Origin of the sequence: Stenotrophomonas sp. YAU14D1_LEIMI4_1 (genome assembly GCF_003086815.1) — a bacterium.
In the GTDB taxonomy this organism is placed as follows: domain Bacteria; phylum Pseudomonadota; class Gammaproteobacteria; order Xanthomonadales; family Xanthomonadaceae; genus Stenotrophomonas.
The window spans coordinates 862,328-882,927 of record NZ_CP025997.1; the positions used below are offsets into that span (position 1 = coordinate 862,328).

Consider the following 20,600-nt stretch of genomic DNA (forward strand, 5'->3'; position numbering starts at 1 on the left):
CGCCCGCGCGGTTCCTCAGGCCGACCAAGTGTCGCGCAGGGTCACGCTGCGGTTGAACACCGGCTTGGCCTCGGTGTGGTCGCGGCGGTCGGCGACGAAGTAGCCGGTGCGCTCGAACTGGAACGACTGTTCCGGCGTGGCGCTGGCCGCGGCCGGTTCAACATAGCCGGTGACGGTGCGGCGCGATTCCGGGTTCAGGTAATCGCGGTAGGTCTTGCCTTCCGATTCGTCGTCCGGGTTCGGCACCGAGAACAGGCGGTCGTACAGGCGGATTTCCGCCGGCACGCCATGCACGGCGCTGACCCAGTGGATGGTGCCCTTCACCTTGCGGTTGGCGCCTTCCATGCCCGGGCGCGATTCCGGATCCAGCCAGCCGCGCAGCTCGGTGATGGTGCCATCGGCATCCTTGATCACTTCATCGCAGCGGATGATGCCGGCGCCGCGCAGGCGCACTTCGCCGCCCGGCACCAGGCGCTTCCAGCCCTTGGGCGGCACTTCGGCGAAGTCCTCGCGGTCGATCCAGATTTCGCGTGCGAACGGCACCTGGCGGCTGCCGAAGCTCTCGTCCTTCGGGTGGTTGCTGAAGGTCAGCTGCTCTTCGTGGCCCTCGGCCAGGTTGGTCAGCACCAGCTTCACCGGGTCGATCACCGCCATGCGACGCGCCGCGGCGCTGTCCAGGTCTTCGCGCAGGGCGCCTTCCAGCACGCTGAAATCGATCATCGAATTCTGCTTGCTGATGCCCACGCGCTCGGCGAACAGGCGCATCGCGGCCGGGGTGTAGCCACGGCGGCGCAGGCCCTGCAGGGTCGGCATGCGCGGGTCTTCCCAGCCGTCCACCAGCTGTTCGGTCACCAGCGCCATCAGCTTGCGCTTGCTCATCACCGTGTAGTTGATGTTCAGGCGCGAGAACTCGATCTGGCGCGGCTTGGCCGCTTCGCGCGGCAGGCCGGCGTCGACCAGCGGCTGGGTCAGCGCATCGTCATGGGCGAAATCGACGTTGTCCACGCACCAGTCGTACAGCGGGCGGTGGTCTTCGAATTCCAGCGTGCACAGCGAGTGGGTGATGCCTTCGATGGAATCGCCCAGGGCATGGGCGAAGTCGTACATCGGGTAGATCGGCCACGCGTTGCCGGTGTTCTGGTGCTCGACGTGCTTGATGCGGTACAGGGCCGGATCGCGCAGGTTGATGTTGCCGCTGGCCATGTCGATCTTCGCGCGTACGGTGCGCGCGCCGTCCGGGAATTCACCGGCACGCATGCGGCGGAACAGGTCGAGGTTTTCCTCCACGCTGCGGTCGCGCCACGGCGACGGGCGGCCCGGCTCGGTCAGGGTGCCGCGGTAGGCGCGCACTTCCTCGGCCGACAGATCGCAGACATAGGCCTTGCCCTGTTCGATCAGCTTCTCGGCGGCCAGGTAATAGGTCTGGAAGTAGTCCGAGGCATGGCGCAGCTCGTTCCACTCGAAGCCCAGCCAGCGCACGTCGTCCTGGATGGCGGCCACGTACTCGGGGTCTTCCTTGGCCGGGTTGGTGTCGTCGAAGCGCAGGTTGCACACGCCGCTGAACTCACCGGCCAGGCCGAAGTTCAGGCAGATCGACTTGGCATGGCCGATGTGCAGGTAGCCGTTCGGCTCGGGCGGGAAGCGGGTCTTGATCGCCTGGTGCTTGCCGCTGGCCAGGTCCTCGCGCACGATCTGGCGGATGAAATCGCGCTTCTCGTGGCTGTCGGCGGGGGTCTCGGGGCTGGCGGGGGTGTGCTCGGACATGAGTCTGGGGCGAAAAAGGGCAGAAAGACCAACAGTCTAGCGCGTACCGGCCAGGGCTGCCGGGGTTTGCCGCCATGCCCGGCGGGCGCAGCGGCGCGATTCAGGCCCCGGGCGTATGCTGGAACCCTGCCCCGAGGAGCTGCCCCATGCACATCGTGTACAAGGCCGACAACCTGTTCGACGCCCACCTGGTGAAGCACGCGCTGGAAGAAGCAGGCATTCCCGCCTTCGTGTTCGGCGAATCGCTGCTGGGCGGCATGGGTGAGCTGCCGCTGTTCGGCGTGCTGCGGGTCGGCATTCCCGATGCGGCGCGGCCGCAGGCCGAAGACATCGTGGCCGGGCTGGACTTGGGCCAGGGCCCGGCCGACCCCATTTCCGATGCAGACGATTGGGCCGGACAGCCGGCGTAGGAGCGCATCATGTTGGGAATTGGCCAGGGCATCCTCGGCATCGGGGCCTTCAAGCAGCGTCTGCCGCGTGCGGAAGAGGCATTGCCGGGGCGCGAGCAGCCGTTGCCGCTGCACAGCAACCAGCACTTCGTGAACAGCCATCCGCTGAAGGACCGCTTCGCCGGCCTGCAGCAGATCCGTTTCGCGCTGGGGTGCTTCTGGGGCGCCGAGCGCAAGTTCTGGAGCGAGCCGGGCGTGTACAGCACCTCGGTGGGTTATGCCGGTGGCATCACCCCGAACCCGACCTACGAAGAGGTCTGTTCGGGCCTGACCGGCCACACCGAAGTGGTGCAGGTCGTGTTCGATCCGGCGGTGGTCAGCCTGGAGCGGTTGCTGCAGCTGTTCTGGGAAAGCCATGACCCGACCCAGGGCATGCGCCAGGGCAACGACACCGGCACCCAGTACCGTTCGGCCATCCACGCCACGAGCGAGGCGCAGTACGCCGCCGCGCTGTCCAGCCGCGAGGCCTACCAGGCACAGCTGGAGGCGGCCGGTTACGGGCCGATCACCACCGAGATCGTGTACCCGGCACCGGCGTACTACTACGCCGAGGATTACCACCAGCAGTACCTGGCGAAGAACCCGAACGGCTACTGTGGCATTGGCGGCACCGGCGTGAGCTGCCCGATCGGGCTGGATGTGGAGGCGCCGCGCTGACGCGCGGAGGTCCGCCTGCGGCGGGCAACGTCAACGTCAACGTCAAAAGCCAAAGCGGCTCTGGGTTGCTGATGGTTGGGCGGGGCGGGGGCGGCTGGCAGGACACGCCGTGAACCCATCCATGGGGGCTCGTAGGCGCCATCCATGGCGCCTGCGGTCCTGCCAGCCGCCCCCGTCCCGTCTTCGACAGTTTCCCGGTGACGGTGGGCAAGAGCAGTGGGCTGGTGACGAACTGATGGAAAAGAAAAAGGACGCGGCTTTCGCCGCGTCCTTTTTCTTTGATCGTGCATTGCCCCGTAGAGTCGAGCTTGCTCGACTGCGAGCAAGCGCAGCGCGCCACCCGCGTTTGCTCTTCTTTCTTTCTTCCGTGGCGGGCGGCCACCGGAAACTGTCAGAGGGCGGGCGGGTTGGGTTCGCGGCGTCTCCCGCGAACCCAACCCGCCCGACCCAGCGCGGCTGTTGTTCCAGCGGTCAGTCGAGCAAGCTCGACTCTACCGAACCCAGCCCCCGCCACGAGGGGCTCAGCCGTTGGCTGGAATCAGAGTTCCGAGCGGATGCGCTCGCGCAGCGCCTGCAGGTCCTTGGCGAAGGCGTCGATACCGGTGGCCAGTTTTTCGGTGGCCATCGGGTCCGCTGCCAGGTCGGCCGCGAACTTCGCCGCGTCGATCGGGGTCACCGCCACGCCGTCGGCCGCACCGGCCACCAGCTTGCGCGGCAGCTCGCCGTGGTCGGCGTCCAGCTTTTCCAGCAGGTCCGGCGAAATGGTCAGGCGGTCGCAGCCGGCCAGCGCTTCGATCTGTGCGGTGGAACGGAACGAGGCGCCCATCACCACCGTCGGCGAACCACGGCGCTTGAACTCGGCATACACGCCGCGCACGAACTTCACGCCCGGGTCTTCGTCGATGCTGGCCGGGGTCTGGCCGTTGGCCACGTACCAGTCCAGGATGCGGCCCACGAACGGCGAGATCAGGAACGCGCCGGCTTCGCTGCAGGCCAGCGCCTGGGTCGGGTTGAAGATCAGGGTCAGGTTGCAGTCGATGCCTTCGGCCTGCAGGATGCGCGCCGCTTCCACGCCTTCCCAAGTGGCGGCGATCTTGATCAGGATCTTTTCGCGCGGCACGCCGGCGTCGGCGTACATCTGGATGAACTGGCGGGCCTTGGCCACCGTCGCAGCGGTGTCGTGGGCCTGGTCGGCGTCCACTTCGGTGGACACGCGGCCCGGCACCAGGGTGCTCAGCAGGGCGCCCACGCCGATGGTCAGGCGGTCGGCCACGGCATGCACCACGGCTTCGCGGTCGCCGTTCTGCTGGCGGCCCCAGGCCAGTTCGCGCTCGATCAGCTCGGCATAGACCGGCAGGTCCAGTGCCTTCTTCACCAGGGTCGGGTTGGTGGTGCAATCCACCGGCTGCAGGCGCTTGATCGCGTCGTAGTCACCGGTATCGGCAACGACCACCGACAGTTCGCGCAGCTGGGACAGTTTGGACGTGTTGCTCATTACGGCTCCTGGTGCAGGGAAATCGGATCGCGCGCGGTGCGCAGCGGGTTTCAGGGGCGGTCGTTGTGGACCGCGGTCACGCGCAGCCGCAGCTTGCGGCCGCCGGGGGCGTTCCAGTCGATGCTCTGGCCAACGGCCAGGCCCAGCAGGGCGCTGCCCACCGGGGCCAGCACGGACACCTTGCCTTCATCGACATTGGCTTCGCGGGGGAAGACCAGGGTCAGGACGTGCTTCTCGCCCGAGACCTCATCTTCGCACTCCACGCGCGAATGCATCATCACGATGCCTTCGGGAATCTGATCCGGCGCCAGCACGGTGGCCCGGTTGAGTTCCTGGGAAAGCGCGAGCGCGGCAGGCGTCTGGCTCAGCGCGGGGGAATCGAGCATGGCCTCCAGGCGGTCCATGTCGAAGCTGGAAACGGTGATCGACGGCGGCAGGCCGCTGGCGGTGTTCATGGTGGTGCTCCTTGGTTGAAAACCATGCAAAAGGCGGCGCTTCGAGCGCCGCCTGGGACTATTGTGGGGACAAATGTGGCCGGAATCGACTCCCGGCCGTGCCGCGGCAGGTTCGACGGGGTTCAGCCGTTCAGCAGCGGCTGCGCCACCACCGGCGCTTCGCCGGCCGGCACGCCCTGGTCGTCCAGGGTGAACAGCGCCTGCGGCAGCTGTTTGAACTGTTCGGCCAGGTCCATCAGGAAGCCATGCATGGCCGAGCTGCGCCGCCAGATCATGGCGATGCGGCGGCTGGGCCGGCCTTCGCCGACGAAATCGATCAGGCGGATGTTGCTCGAGCGCGGCACCGGCGGCTGCACCGACAGGCTGGGCAGCAGGGTGATGCCCACGTCGGCGGCGACCATCTGCCGCAGGGTTTCCAGGCTGGTGGCGCGGAATTCGGATTTCTCGTTGGCGCCGAACAGGCGGCACACTTCCAGTGCCTGGTCGCGCAGGCAATGGCCGTCTTCCAGCAGCAGCAGCTTCTGCGTGGCCAGTTCCTGCACATCCATGTGTTCGCGGCGGGCCAGCGGATGGCGGCCGGAAACGGCCAGCAGGAACGGCTCTTCAAACAGGAATTCGGCATGCAGCTGGTCGTCCACCACCGGCAGTGCCAGCAGCGCCGCGTCCAGCCTGCCATCGCGCAGGCGCTCCAGCAGCACGTCGCTCTTTTCTTCCACGAGCAGCAGTTCCAGTTCCGGGAAGCGGCTGCGGATGCGCGGAATGACGTGCGGCAGCAGGTACGGCCCCAGGGTGGGGAAGATGCCCAGGCGCACGGTGCCGGCTTCGGGGTCGCGGTTGCGCCGCGCCGCTTCCTTCAACTGCTCCACTTCGGACACGATCACCCGCGCCCGCGCGGCCGCTTCCTGGCCGGCGGGGGTCAGCATCACCTTGCGTGGCGCACGTTCCACCAGCGGCAGCCCCAGCTCTTCCTCCAGCTTGCGGATCTGGGTGGACAGCGTGGGCTGGCTGACGAAACAGGAGGCGGCAGCCCGGCCGAAATGCTTGTGATCGGCCAGGGCCACCAGGTACTTCAGATCGCGTAGGTTCATCCTTCAGACCCCAGGGAAAACGGACCGGCGGTCGGCATGGTCGACCCAGCAGGCTAACGATGTTCCCGGTGGGCTGGGAACGGTGGATCAGGCCGCTTCGGCCACCGCACCACTGCCGGTGCTCACCGACGAGCGGATCAGGTGGTCGAAGGCGCTGAGTGCCGCGGTGGAACCGGCGCCCATGGCGATGATGATCTGCTTGTAGGGTACCGTGGTGCAATCACCGGCGGCGAACACGCCCGGCACGTTGGTCTGGCCGCGGTCGTCGATCACGATCTCGCCGCGCGGCGACAGCGCCACGCTGTCCTTCAGCCATTCGGTGTTGGGCAGCAGGCCGATCTGCACGAAGATGCCTTCCAGCTCGACGCGGTGGGAATCGCCGCCCACGCGGTCCTTGTAGACCAGGCCGGTCACCTTGCTGCCATCGCCCAGCACTTCGGTGGTCTGCGCGCTGGTCAGCACGGTCACGTTGCCCAGGCTGCGCAGCTTCTTCTGCAGCACTTCGTCGGCACGCAGGCTGGCATCGAACTCCAGCAGCGTTACATGCGACACGATGCCGGCAAGGTCGATGGCTGCTTCCACGCCGGAATTGCCGCCGCCGATCACCGCCACGCGCTTGCCCTTGAACAGCGGGCCATCGCAGTGCGGGCAGTAGGCCACGCCCTTGTTGCGGTACTGGTCTTCGCCCGGCACGTTCATCTGCCGCCAGCGCGCGCCGGTGGACAGGATGACCGAGCGCGACTTCAGCACCGCGCCATTTTCCAGCTGCACCTGCACCAGGCCGTCTTCACCGGCCGGCACCAGCGCGCTGGCGCGCTGCAGGTTCATGATGTCCACTTCGTACTCGCGCACGTGCTGTTCCAGCGCCGTGGCCAGCTTCGGGCCTTCGGTTTCCTTCACCGAAATGAAGTTCTCGATGGCCATGGTGTCCAGCACCTGGCCACCGAAGCGCTCGGCGGCGATGCCGGTACGGATGCCCTTGCGCGCGGCATAGATGGCCGCTGCGGCACCGGCCGGGCCACCGCCCACCACCAGTACGTCGAAGGCGTCCTTGGCGGCGATCTTCTCGGCATCGCGCTTGCCGGCGTTGGTGTCCAGCTTGGCCACGATCTGCTCCAGGGTCATGCGGCCCTGGTCGAACACTTCACCGTTGAGGTAGACGGTGGGCACGGACATGATCTCGCGCTGTTCCACTTCTTCCTGGAACAGCGCACCGTCGATGGCCACGTGCTGGATGCGCGGGTTGAGCACGGCGGCCAGGTTCAGCGCCTGCACCACGTCCGGGCAGTTCTGGCAGGACAGCGAGAAGTAGGTTTCGAACTTGTACTCGCCTTCCAGGTTCTGCACCTGCTCGATCAGCTCGGCGGTGGCCTTGGACGGATGGCCGCCCACCTGCAGCAGGGCCAGCACCAGCGAGGTGAATTCGTGGCCCATCGGCAGGCCGGCAAAGGTCAGGTGGATGTCCTGGCCCGGGGTGCCCAGGTCGAACGAGGGCACGCGGCCCTGGCCGTCGCGCAGCACCTGCAGCGAAATCTTGTCCGACAGGCTTTCCAGGGTCTGCAGCAGTTCCAGCATTTCCTGCGACTTGGCGCCATCGTCGGCGCGCGCGGTGATCTGGATCGGGCGGGTCACGCGTTCCAGATAGGTCTTCAGCTGCGACTGCAGGTTGGCGTCCAACATGGTTCTCTCCTGGTTTCAGGCAAAGCGTGGGCGTGGCACCGCTGTAGAAGGTAGCGGACCAGCAGGGGGGGTAGGGGTGAACCCAAGACAGCGACCGTGGAAGGGGCTGGCTGGCCAAGGCTGGCGTGCGTTGGCTGTCTTGGGTTCACCCCCACGCCGGCGTGGGGCCGGCACGGGGATGAAGGGCGCGCGCTGGCGTGGGGCCAGCGCAGGCCGGTAGCGCTTTAGATCTTGCCGACCAGGTCCAGCGACGGGGTCAGGGTCTTCTCGCCTTCCTTCCACTTGGCCGGGCAGACCTGGTTCGGGTTGGCGGCGGTGAACTGGGCGGCCTTCAGCTTGCGCAGGGTCTCGGCCACGTCACGGGCGATCTCGTTGGAGTGGATCTCCTGGGTCTTGATCACGCCTTCCGGGTTGATGATGAAGGTGCCGCGCAGGGCCAGGCCTTCTTCTTCAATGTGCACGCCGAAGGCGCGGGTCAGCTTGTGGGTCGGGTCGCCCACCAGCGGGAACTGGGCCTTGCCCACGGCCGGCGAGGTTTCGTGCCAGACCTTGTGCGAGAAGTGGGTATCGGTGGTGACGATGTAGACCTCGGCACCGGCCTTCTTGAATTCGGCGTAATGGTCAGCGGCGTCTTCGATCTCGGTCGGGCAGTTGAAGGTGAAGGCGGCCGGCATGAAGATCAGGACGGACCACTGGCCCTTCAGGCTGTTGTCGGAAACCTTGATGAACTCGCCGTTGTGGTAGGCATTGGCTTCGAACGACTGGATCGGAGTGTTGATCAGGGACATCGTTTTTCCTCTGGGTGAAGGGGAGTGGGTGAATCGACAGGAGCTAGGTTACCGATTCCGCATCGATAAGAACAATGCATTGATTTCATCTATTCAATAGATGCGATCTATTGAAATTCAATGGGCAGCTTGCCAGTTGGACGCTAGTCGTAATGCAACTATCTGTATATAAAGGAAAATTTCCTGAGCCGGCAGCGTGGGCCTGATAGCCCTTCCTTATCCCGGCCCGGGTAACCTGAACGAACCCCGCTTTGTAGAGTCGAGCTTGCTCGACTGCTTTTGCCTTGTAGAGTCGATCCATGCTCGACTGCATTGCCGAAGCAGTCGAGCAAGCTCGACTCTACAATTGCGGCATGTCCTTTGAATCCGAATCCTCGCTGCGCCAGGTCGTGGCCGCGGCCAGCGCCCGGCTTGGCGGCCTCGACGCCCGCCACGAGGCCGAACTGCTGCTGCTGTACGTGCTGGAGCGCCCGCGCAGCTGGCTGTTCGCCCACGCCACCGATCCGCTGCCGGAAGCTGAACAGGCCGCCTTCGAGGCGCTGCTGGCCCGCCGCATGGCCGGTGAACCGGTGGCCTACCTGACCGGCCGCCGTGGCTTCTGGACCCTCGATCTGGACGTCGACGCCGCTACCCTGATCCCGCGCCCGGAAACCGAGCTGCTGGTGGAACTGGCGCTGGAGCGCCTGCCGCTGGACCGCGCCCTGCAGGTAGCCGACCTCGGCACCGGCAGCGGTGCGATTGCCCTGGCCGTGGCCAGCGAACGGCCGCAGGCGCAGGTGCTGGCCACCGACGCCAGTACTGCCGCACTGGCCGTCGCCGCGCGCAATGCCACGCGCCATGAACTGCGCAACGTGCGCTTCGCCGAAGGTGGGCGTGACTGGTATGCGCCGCTGCAGGGCGCGCGCTTCGACCTGATCGCCAGCAATCCGCCCTATATCGCCAGCGACGATCCGCACCTGCAGCAGGGCGACCTGCGCTTCGAACCGGCCACGGCACTGGCGTCGGGCGTGGATGGCCTGGACGACATCCGCGCCATCGCCGAAGGCGCCTGCGCGCACCTGCAGCCCCGAGGCTGGCTGCTGGTCGAACACGGCTGGGACCAGGGCGCGGCCATCCGCGCGCTGTTCGACGCCGCCGGCCTGGCCGAGGTAAGCACCGCGCAGGACCTTGAACAGCGCGACCGGGTCACCCTGGGGCGGCGACCGGCCTAGAATGGGGGTTCTCCTGCCAGCGGCAGGGCACCACCACGGAGCTGCAAGCATGCGTACGCTGTACCCCGCCATCACCCCCTACGACGTCGGCACCCTGAAGGTCGACGACCGCCACACGCTGTACTTCGAACAGTGCGGCAACCCGGACGGCAAGCCGGTGGTGATGCTGCACGGTGGCCCGGGTGGCGGCTGCAGCGACAAGATGCGCCAGTTCCACGACCCGGCCAAGTACCGCATCATCCTGTTCGACCAGCGCGGCGCTGGCCGCTCCACCCCACACGCGGACCTGGTCGACAACACCACCTGGGATCTGGTGGCCGATATCGAAAAGCTGCGCGAGCACCTGAAGGTGGATCGCTGGCAGGTGTTCGGCGGCAGCTGGGGGTCGACCCTGGCGCTGGCCTACGCCGAAACCCACCCGCAGCGGGTGACCGAACTGGTACTGCGCGGCATCTTCATGCTGCGCCGCTGGGAACTGGAATGGTTCTACCAGGAAGGCGCCAACCGCCTGTTCCCCGATGCCTGGGAGCATTACCTGAAGCCGATTCCGGCCGTCGAACGCCATGACCTGATCTCGGCGTTCCATCGCCGCCTGACCAGCGAAGACGAAACCACCCGGCTGGAAGCGGCCAAGGCGTGGGCGGTGTGGGAAGGCGCGACCAGCTTCCTGCACGTGGACGACGACTTCATCAACAGCCACGAAGACCCGCACTTCGCCTTGGCGTTCGCCCGCATCGAGAACCACTACTTCGTCAACGGCGGCTTCTTCGAGGTGGAAGACCAGCTGCTGCGCGACGCGCACCGCATTGCTGATATTCCCGGCGTGATCGTGCACGGCCGCTACGACGTGGTCTGCCCGCTGGCCAACGCCTGGGACCTGACCAAGGTGTGGCCGCAGGCGAAGCTGGAAATCACCCCGGCGTCGGGTCATTCGGCGTTCGAAGCGGAGAACGTGGACGCGCTGGTGCGCGCCACCGACAGCTTCGCGTAATGCCGAAGGGGTCAGATCCCTTTCCCACGGAAAGGGCTCTGACCCCGTGCGCAAGCATCCACGCATGGCGTGGATCTACTGCGGGTCGCATCCACGCGTGGCGTGGATCTACCAGTGCCCGGCCAGCAGGGCTTCGGCCAACACCTGCAGCTTCGGTGAGTGCTGCCGCGACGGCGGGTAGATCAGCGACAGGGCGCGGCTGCGGCCTTCGAACGGCTGCAGCACGCGCTGCAGGCGGCCGTCGGCCAAGGCGTCGGCCACGGCGAAATCCATCACCTGCACGATGCCGATGCCGGCGATGGCCGCTTCCACCAGCGGGTCGCCGCTGTCGAACACCATGCGGGTGGCGGGCGCCATTTCGCTCAGCTGGCCGTTCTGCATGAACTGCCAGTCCACCACGCGCCCACTGCGCAGATTGCGTACCGCCAGGCAGGCGTGGGCCTGCAGATCGGCCACCTGCACGGGCGTGCCGCAACGGGCCAGGTAGGCCGGGCTGGCCACCGTGACCCAGCGCAGCGGTCGCAGCGCGCGCGCCACCATGCGCTGGTCGGCAATCGGGCCGGTGCGCAGGGCCGCATCGAAGCCTTCTTCCACCAGGTCCACCAGCCGGTCGCTGAGCACGGCCTCCACCTGCAGCTGCGGATGCCGTTCCAGCAGTGGCCCCAGCATCGGCACCAGTACCTTGCGCCCGAACATCGAGGGCGCGCTGATCTTCAGCACGCCCGAGGGCATGCAGGGGCGATCGGCCAGTTGCCGCTCGGCGTCCTCCAGCCCGCACAGCAGCGGCGTTACCTGGTCCACGAACTGGCGGCCATCCGGGGTCAGCGCCACGTTGCGGGTATTCCGCTGCAGCAGCTTCACTCCCAGCGCGGCCTCCAGCCGCCCAATGGCGCGCGACAGGCCCGACTGACTCAGCCCGAGCTGGCCGGCGGCCACGGTGAAACTGCGCGCTTCGGCCACTTGGACCAGCATGCGCACGGCGTTGAGATCGGTTGACGGTCCATTCATGCGAAAAATCATCGCAGATATCGATGCGAAGGGGTTTATTGATCGTGCTGCATCAATGAGACTGCGCTCCCCCTTTGCTCCAGACCGCCGATGCCTCCCCTCAAACACCCCCGCTGGGCGCTGACCCTGCTTGCCACCGCGCAGCTGATCATCGCCCTGGATGCCACCATCATCTTCGTCGCCCTGCATGACATGGGCCGCGCGCTGCAGATCAACGCGCAGCAGCTGCAGTGGGTGGTCAGCGCCTACACCGTGGCGTTCGGCGGTAGCCTGCTGCTGGGTGGGCGCACGGCCGACCTGATCGGGCGCCGCCGCTTCTACCGGCTGGGCATGCTGCTGTTCGCACTGGCTTCGTTGCTGGGCGCGCTGGCACCCAATGCCACGCTGCTGATCATCGCGCGTGCGGCACAGGGCATCGGCGCCGCGCTGTTGTTCCCGGCCACGCTGGCGCTGATCAACACGCTGTATGCCGAAGGCCCGGTGCGCAACCGCGCGCTGGCGATCTGGAGCATGGCCAGCGCGGTCGGCCTGGCGCTGGGCACCCTGCTGGGCGGGGTGTTGACCCAGGTCTTCGGCTGGCCGGCGGTGCTGGCGGTGATCGTGCCGCTGGCCACCGCTTGTGCCATCGCCGCCGGTGCGTGGCTGCCGGCCGATGGGCCGCGTGCGCAGGGCCGTTCATTCGACCTGGCTGGCTGCATCACCGTCACCCTGGGCGGCAGCCTGCTGGTGACCACCCTGGTGCAGGGGCCGGAATGGGGCTGGACCGCACCGGCCACGCTGGGCTGCCTGGTGCTGTCGGCGCTGTTGCTGGTGGCCTTCGTGCAGATCGAGCAGCGCAGCCGCGATCCGCTGATGCAGTTCGCGCTGCTGCGCCTGCCGGGCCTGCGCGCGGCGCTCGGCCTCACCTTCGCCTTCATGAGCAGCTATGGCGTGCAGTACTACTTCATGGCGCTGTACTTCCAGGATGGCTACGGCTGGAGCCCGCTGCAGGCCGGTCTGGCATTCCTGCCGGCCACGGCGGTGTGCACGCTGGGCATCCAGTTGGCCGAGTGGGCCTTGCAGCGCTGGAGCGCACGCAAGGTGCTGGTGCTGGGCCAACTGGCCGGTGCCCTGGGCATCGCCTGGGTGGCGGCCACACTGCCGCACGGATCGAACTTCTGGCCGCTACTGCCGGGCGTGGTGGTGTTGAGCATCGGCCAGGGCATGACCTGGACCTCGATGTGGATCGTGGCCGGGCAGGGCGTGCCGGCCGCGCAGCAGGGCGTCGCATCTGGCATGGCCGCCACCGCGCAGCAGATCGGCGGCGCACTGGGCCTGGCGGTGCTGGTGATGGTGGCCAATGCCGGCGCCGGCGCGGCGGGTTCGGCCACTGCGTTGGATGGCCTGGTGCACGCCGAATACGGGGCCGCGTTGTTCGCCCTGTTCGGTGTGCTGATCGCGCTGGGCCTGCGCCCGGCAACGGTAGACTCGAACGCCCCTGCCTGCCTGGCCAATGACGCATGATCGAACTGCTGGACCTGGAACAGACGCTGCAGGCCTTCGCGGCCTGCAATGACGACCACGACGTGTATGCATCCTTCGGCTGGGTGCATGCCAGCGAAGGCGATCTGCTGCAGGCCCGCTTCTGGCTGCCGCCCGACGAAGACACCGCCTTCGACGATGACAGCGAGGTGCCGGCCCAGGCGCGTGCGCTGGGGCTGACCCCCTACCTGGAGCCGGCCACGTTTGCCGACGTGCTGGACGTGCAGAAGCGCCAGCATCCGTTGTCCGGCCTGGCCGACTACGCAGCGGCGCTGGCCTACTACCACGAGTACGACGCGTTCCAGCAGGTCGAGGGCATTGACGAGGCGCTGGGCGAAGCCACGGCCGACGCGCAGGCGGCGGCGCGCGCAGCCGGTGTGGGCGCGGGCATCTTCGCCGCGTTCGATCTGCAGATGGTGGCCTGCCCGGACGCTCAGCTGAAGGCCGCTGCACAGTGCGTGGCCCGTCTGCATGGGGTGCCGGTGGGCGAGGCGCTGGCACGTTGCCGTGCATTGCCGCTGCTACTGGGCGAAGCGCTGGACCGCAACCGCGCGCAGGCGATCAAGCAGGACTTCGAGGCGATCGGCGCGACCGTGCAGGTGCACGGGTTCAAGCCGTTCCCGTGGATGGACGCGCCCCGCCTGCGGTAGCGCCGGGCCATGCCCGGCGAGGCGCAACGCGGCGGTGGATTTCGATGCCGCCGGGCATGGCCCGGCGCTACCGTCCTTTGATTACGTGGATGGCGCTCATGCCGCCGCCAACAACGCCGGCTGCAATGCACTGAAGATCCGCGCCAACCGCTGCGCCCATGCCTGCTGGCCGGCGGCATCGGCAATCAGGTCCTGGCGGATCTCCAGTTCCACATGCACCAGCCCACGGTCTTCGCCGTGCACCGGCACCGCGTAGTCGCTGTTGCGGTTCACCGAATACGGTTCGTTGTCGCCCACCAGCAGATCGCCCTCGTTGCGCAGGGCCTGCAGCAGCGCCTGCGCGAAGCGGGTGTCCTGGTGGTACAGCACGCCGGCGTGCCACGGTCGCTGCACGCCGTTCATCGCCGGGGTAAAGCTGTGCATCATCACCAGCAGGGTCGGCCGGCCCGCATCGCGGCGCGCGTCCAGTTCGGCATCGATGCGCGCGTGGTAGGGCGCGTGGATCGCGTCGATGCGCTGCTGGCGCTGCGCTGCCGACAGCCCGGCGTTGCCCGGCACCACCGTGTGGTCGCTCACTTCCGGAATCAGCGTGGGCGAGGCCAACGGGCGATTGCAGTCGATCAGCAGCCGCGAATAGGTCTGTTCGATCGCCCAGGCATCGAGCAGTCCGGCCAGTGCGCGGGTGGTGCCGGCAATGCCGATGTCCCAGCCGATATGGCGATCCAGTTCGTGCTGCGGCAGGCCCAGCTGGGCCAGGCCGCGCGGTACCTGCTGGCCGGCGTGGTCGGCCAGCAGCAGGTAAGGCGACGCCCCCTGTGCGCGGTGGACGGTGTAGATGGCCGGGTCGTCGGCACCCAGCAGGGCCGGCAGCCCGTGCAGGTCGGCGTCAGCCACGCGGGCGCCCATCCAGGTGGTGTTCGATCATCCACAGCCCGGCCCACAGCTTGGCGTCCAGCTCGTAGCCTTCGCCCATCTTCTGCACCAGCCAGGCTGCCGCGTCGCTGCGCGGGATCTCGTGCACGGTGATGTTCTCGCTGTCATCGCCGCCACCGCTGCCCACCCGGCGCAGGCCGGTGGCGCGCACGAAGGCGATCTTCTCGCTGCTGGCGCCGGACGAGGTCGGGCCGATCATCAGCACTTCGGCATGGTCGGCGGTCCAGCCGGTTTCTTCTTCCAGCTCGCGCACCGCCGATGCTTCAATCGATTCGCCCGCATCCACGTCGCCGACCAGGCCGGCCGGCATTTCGATGGTCGGGGCCTGCAGCGGCACGCGGAACTGTTCGACGAACAGCACCTTGTCCTCGGGGGTGACCGCGATGATGATCGCGGCCAGGCCGCCGGCGTGGGTGCGTTCGCTGTACTCCCAGGTGCCGCGCACCACCATGCGCTGGTACTTGCCTTCGTAGACGACACGCGGTGCTTCAGTGTTGCGCTGGCTCATGCGGGCTCGCTGGGTGTGGGAAGAGGGTCGGCCATGCCGGTGGCGGCGAACAGGCGGCGCCGGGTCAGTGGCCCGAAACGCAGGGTCTGGCACAGGCCATCCAGCAGCTCCGGGTCGGCGGGCTGGCGCAGCAGGCCCGGTGCGCTGCCGTCCAGCGGCGCGTCCAGGGCAATGGTGGTCAGCTGCCGCCACAGCAGGGCGTGCTCGCGCTGTTCGCGCAGGCGCACGGCCATCTGTGCCGCACCGCGCAGGCGCAGGAACGGCACTTCGTCGATACGTTCAAACAGCGCATCCATGCTGCCGAAGTGGGCCAGCAGCACCGCCGCCGATTTGGCGCCCACGCCGCTGACGCCGGGAATGTTGTCCACCGCATCGCCGCACAGCGCCAGGTAGTCGGCAATCTGGTGCGCATGCACGCCGTGGCGGGCCTTCACCCCGGCCACGTCCCAGCGCTGGTTGCGCGCGTAGTCCCACTGCTCGTCGTGGTCCAGCAGCAGCTGCGACAGATCCTTGTCGGCGGAAATGATCACCCCGCGGTGGCTGCCGCGGTGGCGGTGCAGGGCGCTGCCGATCAGGTCGTCGGCCTCGAAATCATGATGGGCCAGCACCGCCAGCCCCAGCGAGGCGCACAGCGCCTTGCAGTGCACGAACTGGCGCTTCAGCGCTTCCGGTGCCGGGTCGCGGTTGGCCTTGTAGGCCGGGTACAGGCGGTGGCGGAAGCCGCTGTCCAGGGCTTCGTCGAAGGCGATGGCGATGTGCCGGGGGCGCTCGCGTTCCAGCAGGTCCAGCAGGAAGCGGGCAAAGCCATGCACGGCATTGGTCGGCCAGCCCTGGCTGTCCTGGAACTCGTCCGGCAGCGAGTGCCAGGCGCGGAACACGTAGATGCTGGCATCGACCAGGTACAGCGGCGGCGCGGGCTGGGCGCTCACGGCATTCACGGTGCGGTCCAGTCCTGCAGCAGGGCCGCCGCATCCGGGCGTTCGCGCTCGGGCACGGCCGCCTTCGGCGTGCCGATATGGATGAAGCCGGCAATCCGCTCGCCGTCGGCCAGGCCCAGGTGCGCGTGCACGGCCGGGTCGAAGGCCATCCACGCGGTCAGCCACTGGGCGCCGAAGCCCAGCGCCTGCGCGGCCTGCAGCAGGGCGAAGCAGACGCAACCGGCGGTCATCAGCTGTTCCTGCTCGGGCACCTTGGCGTCCGGGCGCGGGCTGGCCACCACCACGATCACCAGCGGGGCGTGGCTGAAGCGCTGCCGGTCCTTCTCGAACACGGCATCGCCGGCGTGCGGATCGCGCTCGCGGCTGCGTTCGGCCAGGAAGTCGCCCAGAGTGTGACGCGCATCGCCGGCGATCTTCAGGAAGCGGAACGGCACCCGCTTGCCATGGTCGGGCACGCGCACCGCCGAGGTCAGCATGCGCAGCACGGTGGCCGGGTCCGGTCCGGGTTCGCCCAGCTGCCGCGAGGGCACCGAGCGGCGGGCATCCAGGGCGAGCAGGGCAGCGGGGTCGGGCATGGAGTCTGAACCGGTCATCACGGGCACATGATTATAGTCGGGGTGGTTGATGACGCCCGTCGTGTCGCGTCTGCCATTCAAATAACAAACTGTGATGAACGTCATGCCACTGGCGCGGCGCCCGACGCCGCTTCCCCTCGCCTCGCAGGCCCCGCACGGCTTACGATACCCGTCTTGCCGGGCCGCCGGTCGTGAGGTTTGAAGTGAGGACTGTTTCACTGTCCGTGACAGGCTGGCCGGCCTACCATCGGCGTACCGGTGCATGGGGTGCACCGGCCGTCGCGATGTCCATGATGTCAGTCGCAACAGAGAAGGTGGGGAGCCTTCCCGAATGATGAGCGCGCCCACTCCGATGGGATCGCCGGGTCGTGACCCGGCCCAGCTTCAGCTTGCCCGGGACATGGTCCTGCCGGCGCTGTGCCAGGCATTTGCCGCGGCACTGGCCCGCTTCGACGATGCCCTGTTCGACCGTGCCGGCAATGCCGGCGCGTCGCAGCTGCTGTTCCTGGATGCCATGCGTGAACTGCGCCGCCGTCGCGCCGAGATCGAGGCCGCCTATGCCGGCCACCTGCAGCGGGCCTGGGCCGCACTGGCCACGGGCGAACCGCTGTCGGCCGAGGCCACCCTGTCCGGGCCGGCCGAAGAAGGCCTGAGCCTGATTCCCGAACATGTACTGGAATCGCGACTGGCCGTGCGCAACTTCGCCACGGTGCTGCTGCGCGATTTCAAGCCGATGCTGGCGCGCCTGGACCGCCGGCTGGGCTGGCTGGTCGGCGCCGGCGAACTGGATGCCGACCGCAATCCGGTCAGCCCCGAGCATCTGGGTGTGGCCATCCACGAGGCGTTCGCGCACTGCGAGCTGGCCCCGGAAGTGCACCTGGTGCTGATCAAGCTGTGCGAGCGCGACCTGCGCGTGCCGGTGGGGCGCATCTACGAAAAGCTGGACGAACAACTGGCCGCCGCCGGGGTGATGCCGCAGATGGGCGCGCCGCGTCGTGCCCCGTCCGCCGCGCCGTCGCGCCCGCCGCCGGGCCTGGACGATCTGGTCGAACAGCGCGCCGCGCCTGGCTTCGACACCGATTTCAGCGACGAGGAACAGGCCGCGCCGGCCTGGGCGCAGCGCTTTGCCGCGCGCTGGTCCGAGCGCCGTGGGCACATGCAGCAGCACCTGGGCGAGGAAGAAGGTCCGGCCGGTGAAGGCTACGGCGGCCAGCAGGGCATGCTGCTGGAAGCCCTGCACGAACTGCTGCAGCAGACCCGCCACGTGCGCGAAGACGCAACGTCGGCCGCGCAGGTGGCCGTGGGCCAGCATCGCCCGCTCAGTCAGCGCGAAATGATGTCGGTGCTGTCGCTGCTGCAGGCCACGCCCAGCGCCACGCTGCGGGCGGCCATCGGCGAAGACGGCGAATCGCTGGCGCAGCGCCTGAAGAGTGAAGTGCTGTCCAGCGCGACCCGGCTCGGCGCCGATCCCGGCCAGACCCGCCTGGACCCGCAGGACGAGGATGCGATCGATCTGGTCGGCATGCTGTTCGACGTGATGCTGGACGAGCGCGAGCTGGAAGGTCGTTCGCGCGAGCTGATCGGCCGCCTGGTGGTGCCGTTCGTGAAGGTGGCCATGCTCGACCGCCGCATGTTCGTGCAGAAGACCCACCCGGCACGCAAGCTGCTCAATTCGCTGGCCGAGGCCTGCGAGGGCAACACCGGCGAAAGCCAGGCCGAGCGCATGCTGATGGCCAAGGTGGAAGAAATCATCGAACGCCTGGTGGCCGAGTTCAACGAGAACCTGGCCATCTTCCTGACCCTGGAAGAAGAGTTCCGCGAATTCCTGGTGCAGCACCGCCGCCGCGTGGAAATTGCCGAGCGCCGTGCCGCCGAGACCCAGCGCGGCCAGGAAAAGCTGGAAATGGCCCGTAGCCGGGCCGGTGCCGAACTGGACCGGCGCATCGGCGACGCCACGCTGCCCTCGGCCATTGCCGAATTCCTGCGCCAGCCGTGGCAGCACCACCTGACCCTGGCGCTGCTGCGCGAGGGGGAAGAGGGCAGTTCGGTGGCCGAGGCCCTCAGCCTGGGCGATGGCCTGCTGGAAGAAGTGGCCGAAGCGCGCCGCCAGATCGTCGGCAAGCCGTGGCTGCAGGCCTGGCAGCCGGCGCTGGCCAAGGTGTTTGCCAGCGTGGGCGTGCACGGCGATGCCGCCAGCGCGGCGATCGATGCGCTGCACGACACGCTGCAGGGCATTGCCGAATCGCGCCCGGAACTGCAGCGCGCGCTGCCGGAGCTGCCGCAGGTGGCGCTGCCGACACCGCCGGCGCCGGAAACGGCGGCCGTCGAACTGGGCGGGCAGGTGGATACCGACGATTTCGACAACGCCGACGCCGATCGCTTCCGCCGCATGGAAATCGGCAACTGGCTCGACTTCGTCGACAAGGACGGCAAGGTGCAGGCCGGCAAGCTGTCCTGGGTCAGCCCGATCTCCTCGCGCCTGCTGTTCGTCAACCGCCGCGGCGTGCGCTTCTGCGTGGCCTCGCCGGAAGAACTGGCGGTGATGGTGCGCCTGGGCCGCCTGCGCGCCCACGTGGACGATGGCGCCTTCGACAGCGCCATGCAGGGCGTGATCGACCGCCTGGACCCGGGCAGCGCCACCCTGCACTGAGCCGGGTACCCCTGCTAGGATCGGGAAAACTCACCGATCAGCGGGGACCTGCATGGCCGTGGCGTTGCTGGGGATGAAGGAGACCGCGCCGGGCGAACGGCGCGTGGCGCTGACGCCGGAAACGGCGAAGAAGCTGGGCGCACTGGGCATCACCGTCTGGTACCAAGCCGGCGCCGGCCTGGCCGCTGGTTTCCCTGATGCCGCCTATGACGATGCCGGTGCACGCGCGTTCGACGCGGCGCGCTGGCCCGAGATCGACATCCTGCTGTGCGTGCAGAACCCGCCGGCGGCGCAGTTGAACCCGCTCAAGCCCGGTGCCAGCGTGGTCGGCCTGCTCGCGCCGGCGGCCGATCCCGCCCTGGCCGCGCTGGCGGCCGACGACCGCCTGCGGCTGTTCCCGCTGCAGCAACTGCCGCGCACCACCCGTGCGCAGGCCATGGATGTACTCAGTTCGCAGGCCGGCATGGCCGGCTACAAGGCGGCATTGATCGCCGCAGACCGCGCGCCACGCTTCTTCCCGATGCTGACCACCGCCGCCGGCACGGTGCGCCCGGCCAAGGTGCTGGTGATCGGCGCCGGCGTGGCCGGGCTGCAGGCCATTGCCACCGTGCGCCGTCTGGGCGCACAGGTGGAAGGCTTCGATGTGCGGCCGGAAACCCGCGAGCAGATCCAGTCGCTGGGTGCGCGTTTCCTCGACCTGGGTGTGAGCGCGGTGGGCGAGGGCGGTTATGCGCGCGCGCTGACCGACGAGGAGCGCGCCGAACAGCAGCGGCGGCTGGGCGAGCACCTGCGCAGCGTGGACGTGGTGATCTGTACCGCCGCGGTGCCGGGGCGACCGGCGCCGACGATCGTCACTGAGGCCATGGCCGAAGGCATGGCGGCGGGCAGCGTGATTGTCGACCTGGCCGCCGAAAGTGGCGGCAACTGTGCACTGACCCAGCCGGGCCAGTGCATCGAACACCACGGCGTGGTGATCGACGGGCCGCTGCACCTGGCCAGTCGTGGCGCCACCCAGGCCAGCGAAATGTATGCGCGCAACCTGCTGAACTTCGTGGCGCTGTTCGTGCGCGAAGGACAGGTCGCGTTCGATTGGGACGACGAACTGCTGGCGAAAACGCGCTGGCAGCCGTGAACCGCGCGGGGTCAGAGCCCTTTGCCTCGGGCAAAGGGATCTGACCCCGTTTCCCCCAGGCCAGGGGGCGGATCCCTTTGCGCCAGCAAAGGGCTCTGACCCCATTC

General features: G+C 68.1%; 19 protein-coding genes. 8 read left to right on the forward strand and 11 right to left on the reverse strand.

Features of this window, described 5'->3' with window-relative positions; genetic code table 11:
• Positions 1-15: 15 nt before the first annotated feature.
• Positions 16-1,764 carry a glutamine--tRNA ligase/YqeY domain fusion protein gene (locus C1932_RS03780; RefSeq protein ID WP_108761287.1) on the reverse strand — a complete coding sequence of 583 codons (1,749 nt, stop codon included), beginning with the start codon at positions 1,762-1,764 and terminating at the stop codon, positions 16-18.
• A 146-nt stretch (positions 1,765-1,910) separates the two neighbouring features.
• On the opposite strand from C1932_RS03780, the gene C1932_RS03785 reads away from it, so the two are divergent.
• The gene (locus C1932_RS03785; protein WP_108761288.1) at positions 1,911-2,174 is read left to right on the forward strand and encodes a DUF2007 domain-containing protein; all 264 of its coding nucleotides are present in this window, start codon (positions 1,911-1,913) and stop codon (positions 2,172-2,174) included.
• A 30-nt stretch (positions 2,175-2,204) separates the two neighbouring features.
• The gene (msrA, locus tag C1932_RS03790) at positions 2,205-2,870 is read left to right on the forward strand and encodes a peptide-methionine (S)-S-oxide reductase MsrA (RefSeq protein ID WP_199912023.1); all 666 of its coding nucleotides are present in this window, start codon (positions 2,205-2,207) and stop codon (positions 2,868-2,870) included.
• 538 nt (positions 2,871-3,408) lie between these two features.
• Here the strand turns inward: msrA and C1932_RS03795 are convergent.
• From C1932_RS03795 to ahpC, 5 genes are all read right to left on the reverse strand, one after another.
• Positions 3,409-4,365, reverse strand: a complete 957-nt coding sequence (locus C1932_RS03795) for a transaldolase (protein WP_108761290.1) — start codon at positions 4,363-4,365, stop codon at positions 3,409-3,411.
• Positions 4,366-4,415: 50 nt separating this feature from the next.
• Positions 4,416-4,820 (reverse strand): nucleoside diphosphate kinase regulator, encoded by a 405-nt coding sequence (gene rnk, locus C1932_RS03800; RefSeq protein ID WP_108752238.1) that lies wholly within the window; start codon positions 4,818-4,820, stop codon positions 4,416-4,418.
• Positions 4,821-4,942: 122 nt separating this feature from the next.
• Positions 4,943-5,908, reverse strand: a complete 966-nt coding sequence (locus tag C1932_RS03805) for a LysR substrate-binding domain-containing protein (RefSeq protein WP_108752239.1) — start codon at positions 5,906-5,908, stop codon at positions 4,943-4,945.
• An 87-nt stretch (positions 5,909-5,995) separates the two neighbouring features.
• The gene (gene ahpF / locus C1932_RS03810; protein ID WP_108761291.1) at positions 5,996-7,588 is read right to left on the reverse strand and encodes an alkyl hydroperoxide reductase subunit F; all 1,593 of its coding nucleotides are present in this window, start codon (positions 7,586-7,588) and stop codon (positions 5,996-5,998) included.
• Between the two features lie 224 nt (positions 7,589-7,812).
• A complete protein-coding gene (gene ahpC, locus C1932_RS03815; RefSeq protein WP_107229920.1) occupies positions 7,813-8,376 on the reverse strand; it encodes an alkyl hydroperoxide reductase subunit C in 564 nt (187 codons plus the stop codon).
• Between the two features lie 353 nt (positions 8,377-8,729).
• Between ahpC and prmC the strand changes: the two genes are divergently transcribed.
• Both prmC and pip read left to right on the forward strand, forming a co-directional pair.
• Positions 8,730-9,587 carry a peptide chain release factor N(5)-glutamine methyltransferase gene (gene prmC, locus C1932_RS03820; RefSeq protein WP_108761292.1) on the forward strand — a complete coding sequence of 286 codons (858 nt, stop codon included), beginning with the start codon at positions 8,730-8,732 and terminating at the stop codon, positions 9,585-9,587.
• Between the two features lie 49 nt (positions 9,588-9,636).
• Complete coding sequence (gene pip, locus C1932_RS03825) at positions 9,637-10,578, forward strand: prolyl aminopeptidase (RefSeq protein WP_108761293.1); 942 nt, start codon at positions 9,637-9,639, stop codon at positions 10,576-10,578.
• Positions 10,579-10,686: 108 nt separating this feature from the next.
• Here pip and C1932_RS03830 read toward each other — a convergent pair whose 3' ends face one another.
• Positions 10,687-11,586, reverse strand: coding sequence for a LysR family transcriptional regulator (locus C1932_RS03830; RefSeq protein ID WP_108763346.1), 900 nt, complete (start codon positions 11,584-11,586; stop codon positions 10,687-10,689).
• A gap of 90 nt (positions 11,587-11,676) precedes the next feature.
• Here C1932_RS03830 and C1932_RS03835 point away from each other — a divergent pair, with 90 nt between their 5' ends.
• Both C1932_RS03835 and C1932_RS03840 read left to right on the forward strand, forming a co-directional pair.
• The gene (locus C1932_RS03835; RefSeq protein WP_108761294.1) at positions 11,677-13,089 is read left to right on the forward strand and encodes an MFS transporter; all 1,413 of its coding nucleotides are present in this window, start codon (positions 11,677-11,679) and stop codon (positions 13,087-13,089) included.
• Positions 13,086-13,757 carry a hypothetical protein gene (locus C1932_RS03840; RefSeq protein ID WP_108761295.1) on the forward strand — a complete coding sequence of 224 codons (672 nt, stop codon included), beginning with the start codon at positions 13,086-13,088 and terminating at the stop codon, positions 13,755-13,757. The genes C1932_RS03835 and C1932_RS03840 overlap by 4 nt, the downstream gene beginning before the upstream one ends.
• Positions 13,758-13,853: 96 nt before the next feature.
• Here C1932_RS03840 and C1932_RS03845 read toward each other — a convergent pair whose 3' ends face one another.
• From C1932_RS03845 to C1932_RS03860, 4 genes are read right to left on the reverse strand one after another with little or no spacing between them, the layout of a single operon-like run.
• Positions 13,854-14,651 (reverse strand): N-formylglutamate amidohydrolase, encoded by a 798-nt coding sequence (locus tag C1932_RS03845; RefSeq protein WP_108763347.1) that lies wholly within the window; start codon positions 14,649-14,651, stop codon positions 13,854-13,856.
• Positions 14,644-15,198, reverse strand: a complete 555-nt coding sequence (locus C1932_RS03850; RefSeq protein ID WP_108748611.1) for an NUDIX hydrolase — start codon at positions 15,196-15,198, stop codon at positions 14,644-14,646. The genes C1932_RS03845 and C1932_RS03850 overlap by 8 nt, the downstream gene beginning before the upstream one ends.
• The gene (locus C1932_RS03855) at positions 15,195-16,127 is read right to left on the reverse strand and encodes a 5'-3' exonuclease H3TH domain-containing protein (protein WP_108763348.1); all 933 of its coding nucleotides are present in this window, start codon (positions 16,125-16,127) and stop codon (positions 15,195-15,197) included. Before C1932_RS03855 ends, C1932_RS03850 begins: the two co-directional genes overlap by 4 nt.
• A gap of 5 nt (positions 16,128-16,132) precedes the next feature.
• Positions 16,133-16,711: a nitroreductase gene (locus C1932_RS03860; RefSeq protein ID WP_108761296.1), complete on the reverse strand. Its 579-nt coding sequence runs from the start codon at positions 16,709-16,711 to the stop codon at positions 16,133-16,135.
• Between the two features lie 331 nt (positions 16,712-17,042).
• Here C1932_RS03860 and C1932_RS03865 point away from each other — a divergent pair, with 331 nt between their 5' ends.
• Positions 17,043-19,361, forward strand: coding sequence for a DUF1631 domain-containing protein (locus C1932_RS03865; RefSeq protein WP_108761297.1), 2,319 nt, complete (start codon positions 17,043-17,045; stop codon positions 19,359-19,361).
• Between the two features lie 52 nt (positions 19,362-19,413).
• A complete protein-coding gene (locus tag C1932_RS03870; protein ID WP_108761298.1) occupies positions 19,414-20,493 on the forward strand; it encodes an NAD(P) transhydrogenase subunit alpha in 1,080 nt (359 codons plus the stop codon).
• Positions 20,494-20,600: the final 107 nt, after the last annotated feature.

Coding starts and splice junctions, on each gene's coding strand:
- C1932_RS03850 (WP_108748611.1), bottom strand. CDS start 15,198: ATGAGCCAGCGCAACACTGAAGCACCGCGTGTCGTCTACGAAGGCAAG.
- C1932_RS03785 (WP_108761288.1), top strand. CDS start 1,911: ATGCACATCGTGTACAAGGCCGACAACCTGTTCGACGCCCACCTGGTG.
- rnk (WP_108752238.1), bottom strand. CDS start 4,820: ATGAACACCGCCAGCGGCCTGCCGCCGTCGATCACCGTTTCCAGCTTC.
- C1932_RS03835 (WP_108761294.1), top strand. CDS start 11,677: ATGCCTCCCCTCAAACACCCCCGCTGGGCGCTGACCCTGCTTGCCACC.
- prmC (WP_108761292.1), top strand. CDS start 8,730: ATGTCCTTTGAATCCGAATCCTCGCTGCGCCAGGTCGTGGCCGCGGCC.
- C1932_RS03795 (WP_108761290.1), bottom strand. CDS start 4,365: ATGAGCAACACGTCCAAACTGTCCCAGCTGCGCGAACTGTCGGTGGTC.
- C1932_RS03805 (WP_108752239.1), bottom strand. CDS start 5,908: ATGAACCTACGCGATCTGAAGTACCTGGTGGCCCTGGCCGATCACAAG.
- C1932_RS03865 (WP_108761297.1), top strand. CDS start 17,043: ATGATGAGCGCGCCCACTCCGATGGGATCGCCGGGTCGTGACCCGGCC.
- C1932_RS03780 (WP_108761287.1), bottom strand. CDS start 1,764: ATGTCCGAGCACACCCCCGCCAGCCCCGAGACCCCCGCCGACAGCCAC.
- C1932_RS03830 (WP_108763346.1), bottom strand. CDS start 11,586: ATGAATGGACCGTCAACCGATCTCAACGCCGTGCGCATGCTGGTCCAA.
- C1932_RS03860 (WP_108761296.1), bottom strand. CDS start 16,711: ATGCCCGACCCCGCTGCCCTGCTCGCCCTGGATGCCCGCCGCTCGGTG.
- ahpC (WP_107229920.1), bottom strand. CDS start 8,376: ATGTCCCTGATCAACACTCCGATCCAGTCGTTCGAAGCCAATGCCTAC.
- C1932_RS03870 (WP_108761298.1), top strand. CDS start 19,414: ATGGCCGTGGCGTTGCTGGGGATGAAGGAGACCGCGCCGGGCGAACGG.
- ahpF (WP_108761291.1), bottom strand. CDS start 7,588: ATGTTGGACGCCAACCTGCAGTCGCAGCTGAAGACCTATCTGGAACGC.
- pip (WP_108761293.1), top strand. CDS start 9,637: ATGCGTACGCTGTACCCCGCCATCACCCCCTACGACGTCGGCACCCTG.
- C1932_RS03840 (WP_108761295.1), top strand. CDS start 13,086: ATGATCGAACTGCTGGACCTGGAACAGACGCTGCAGGCCTTCGCGGCC.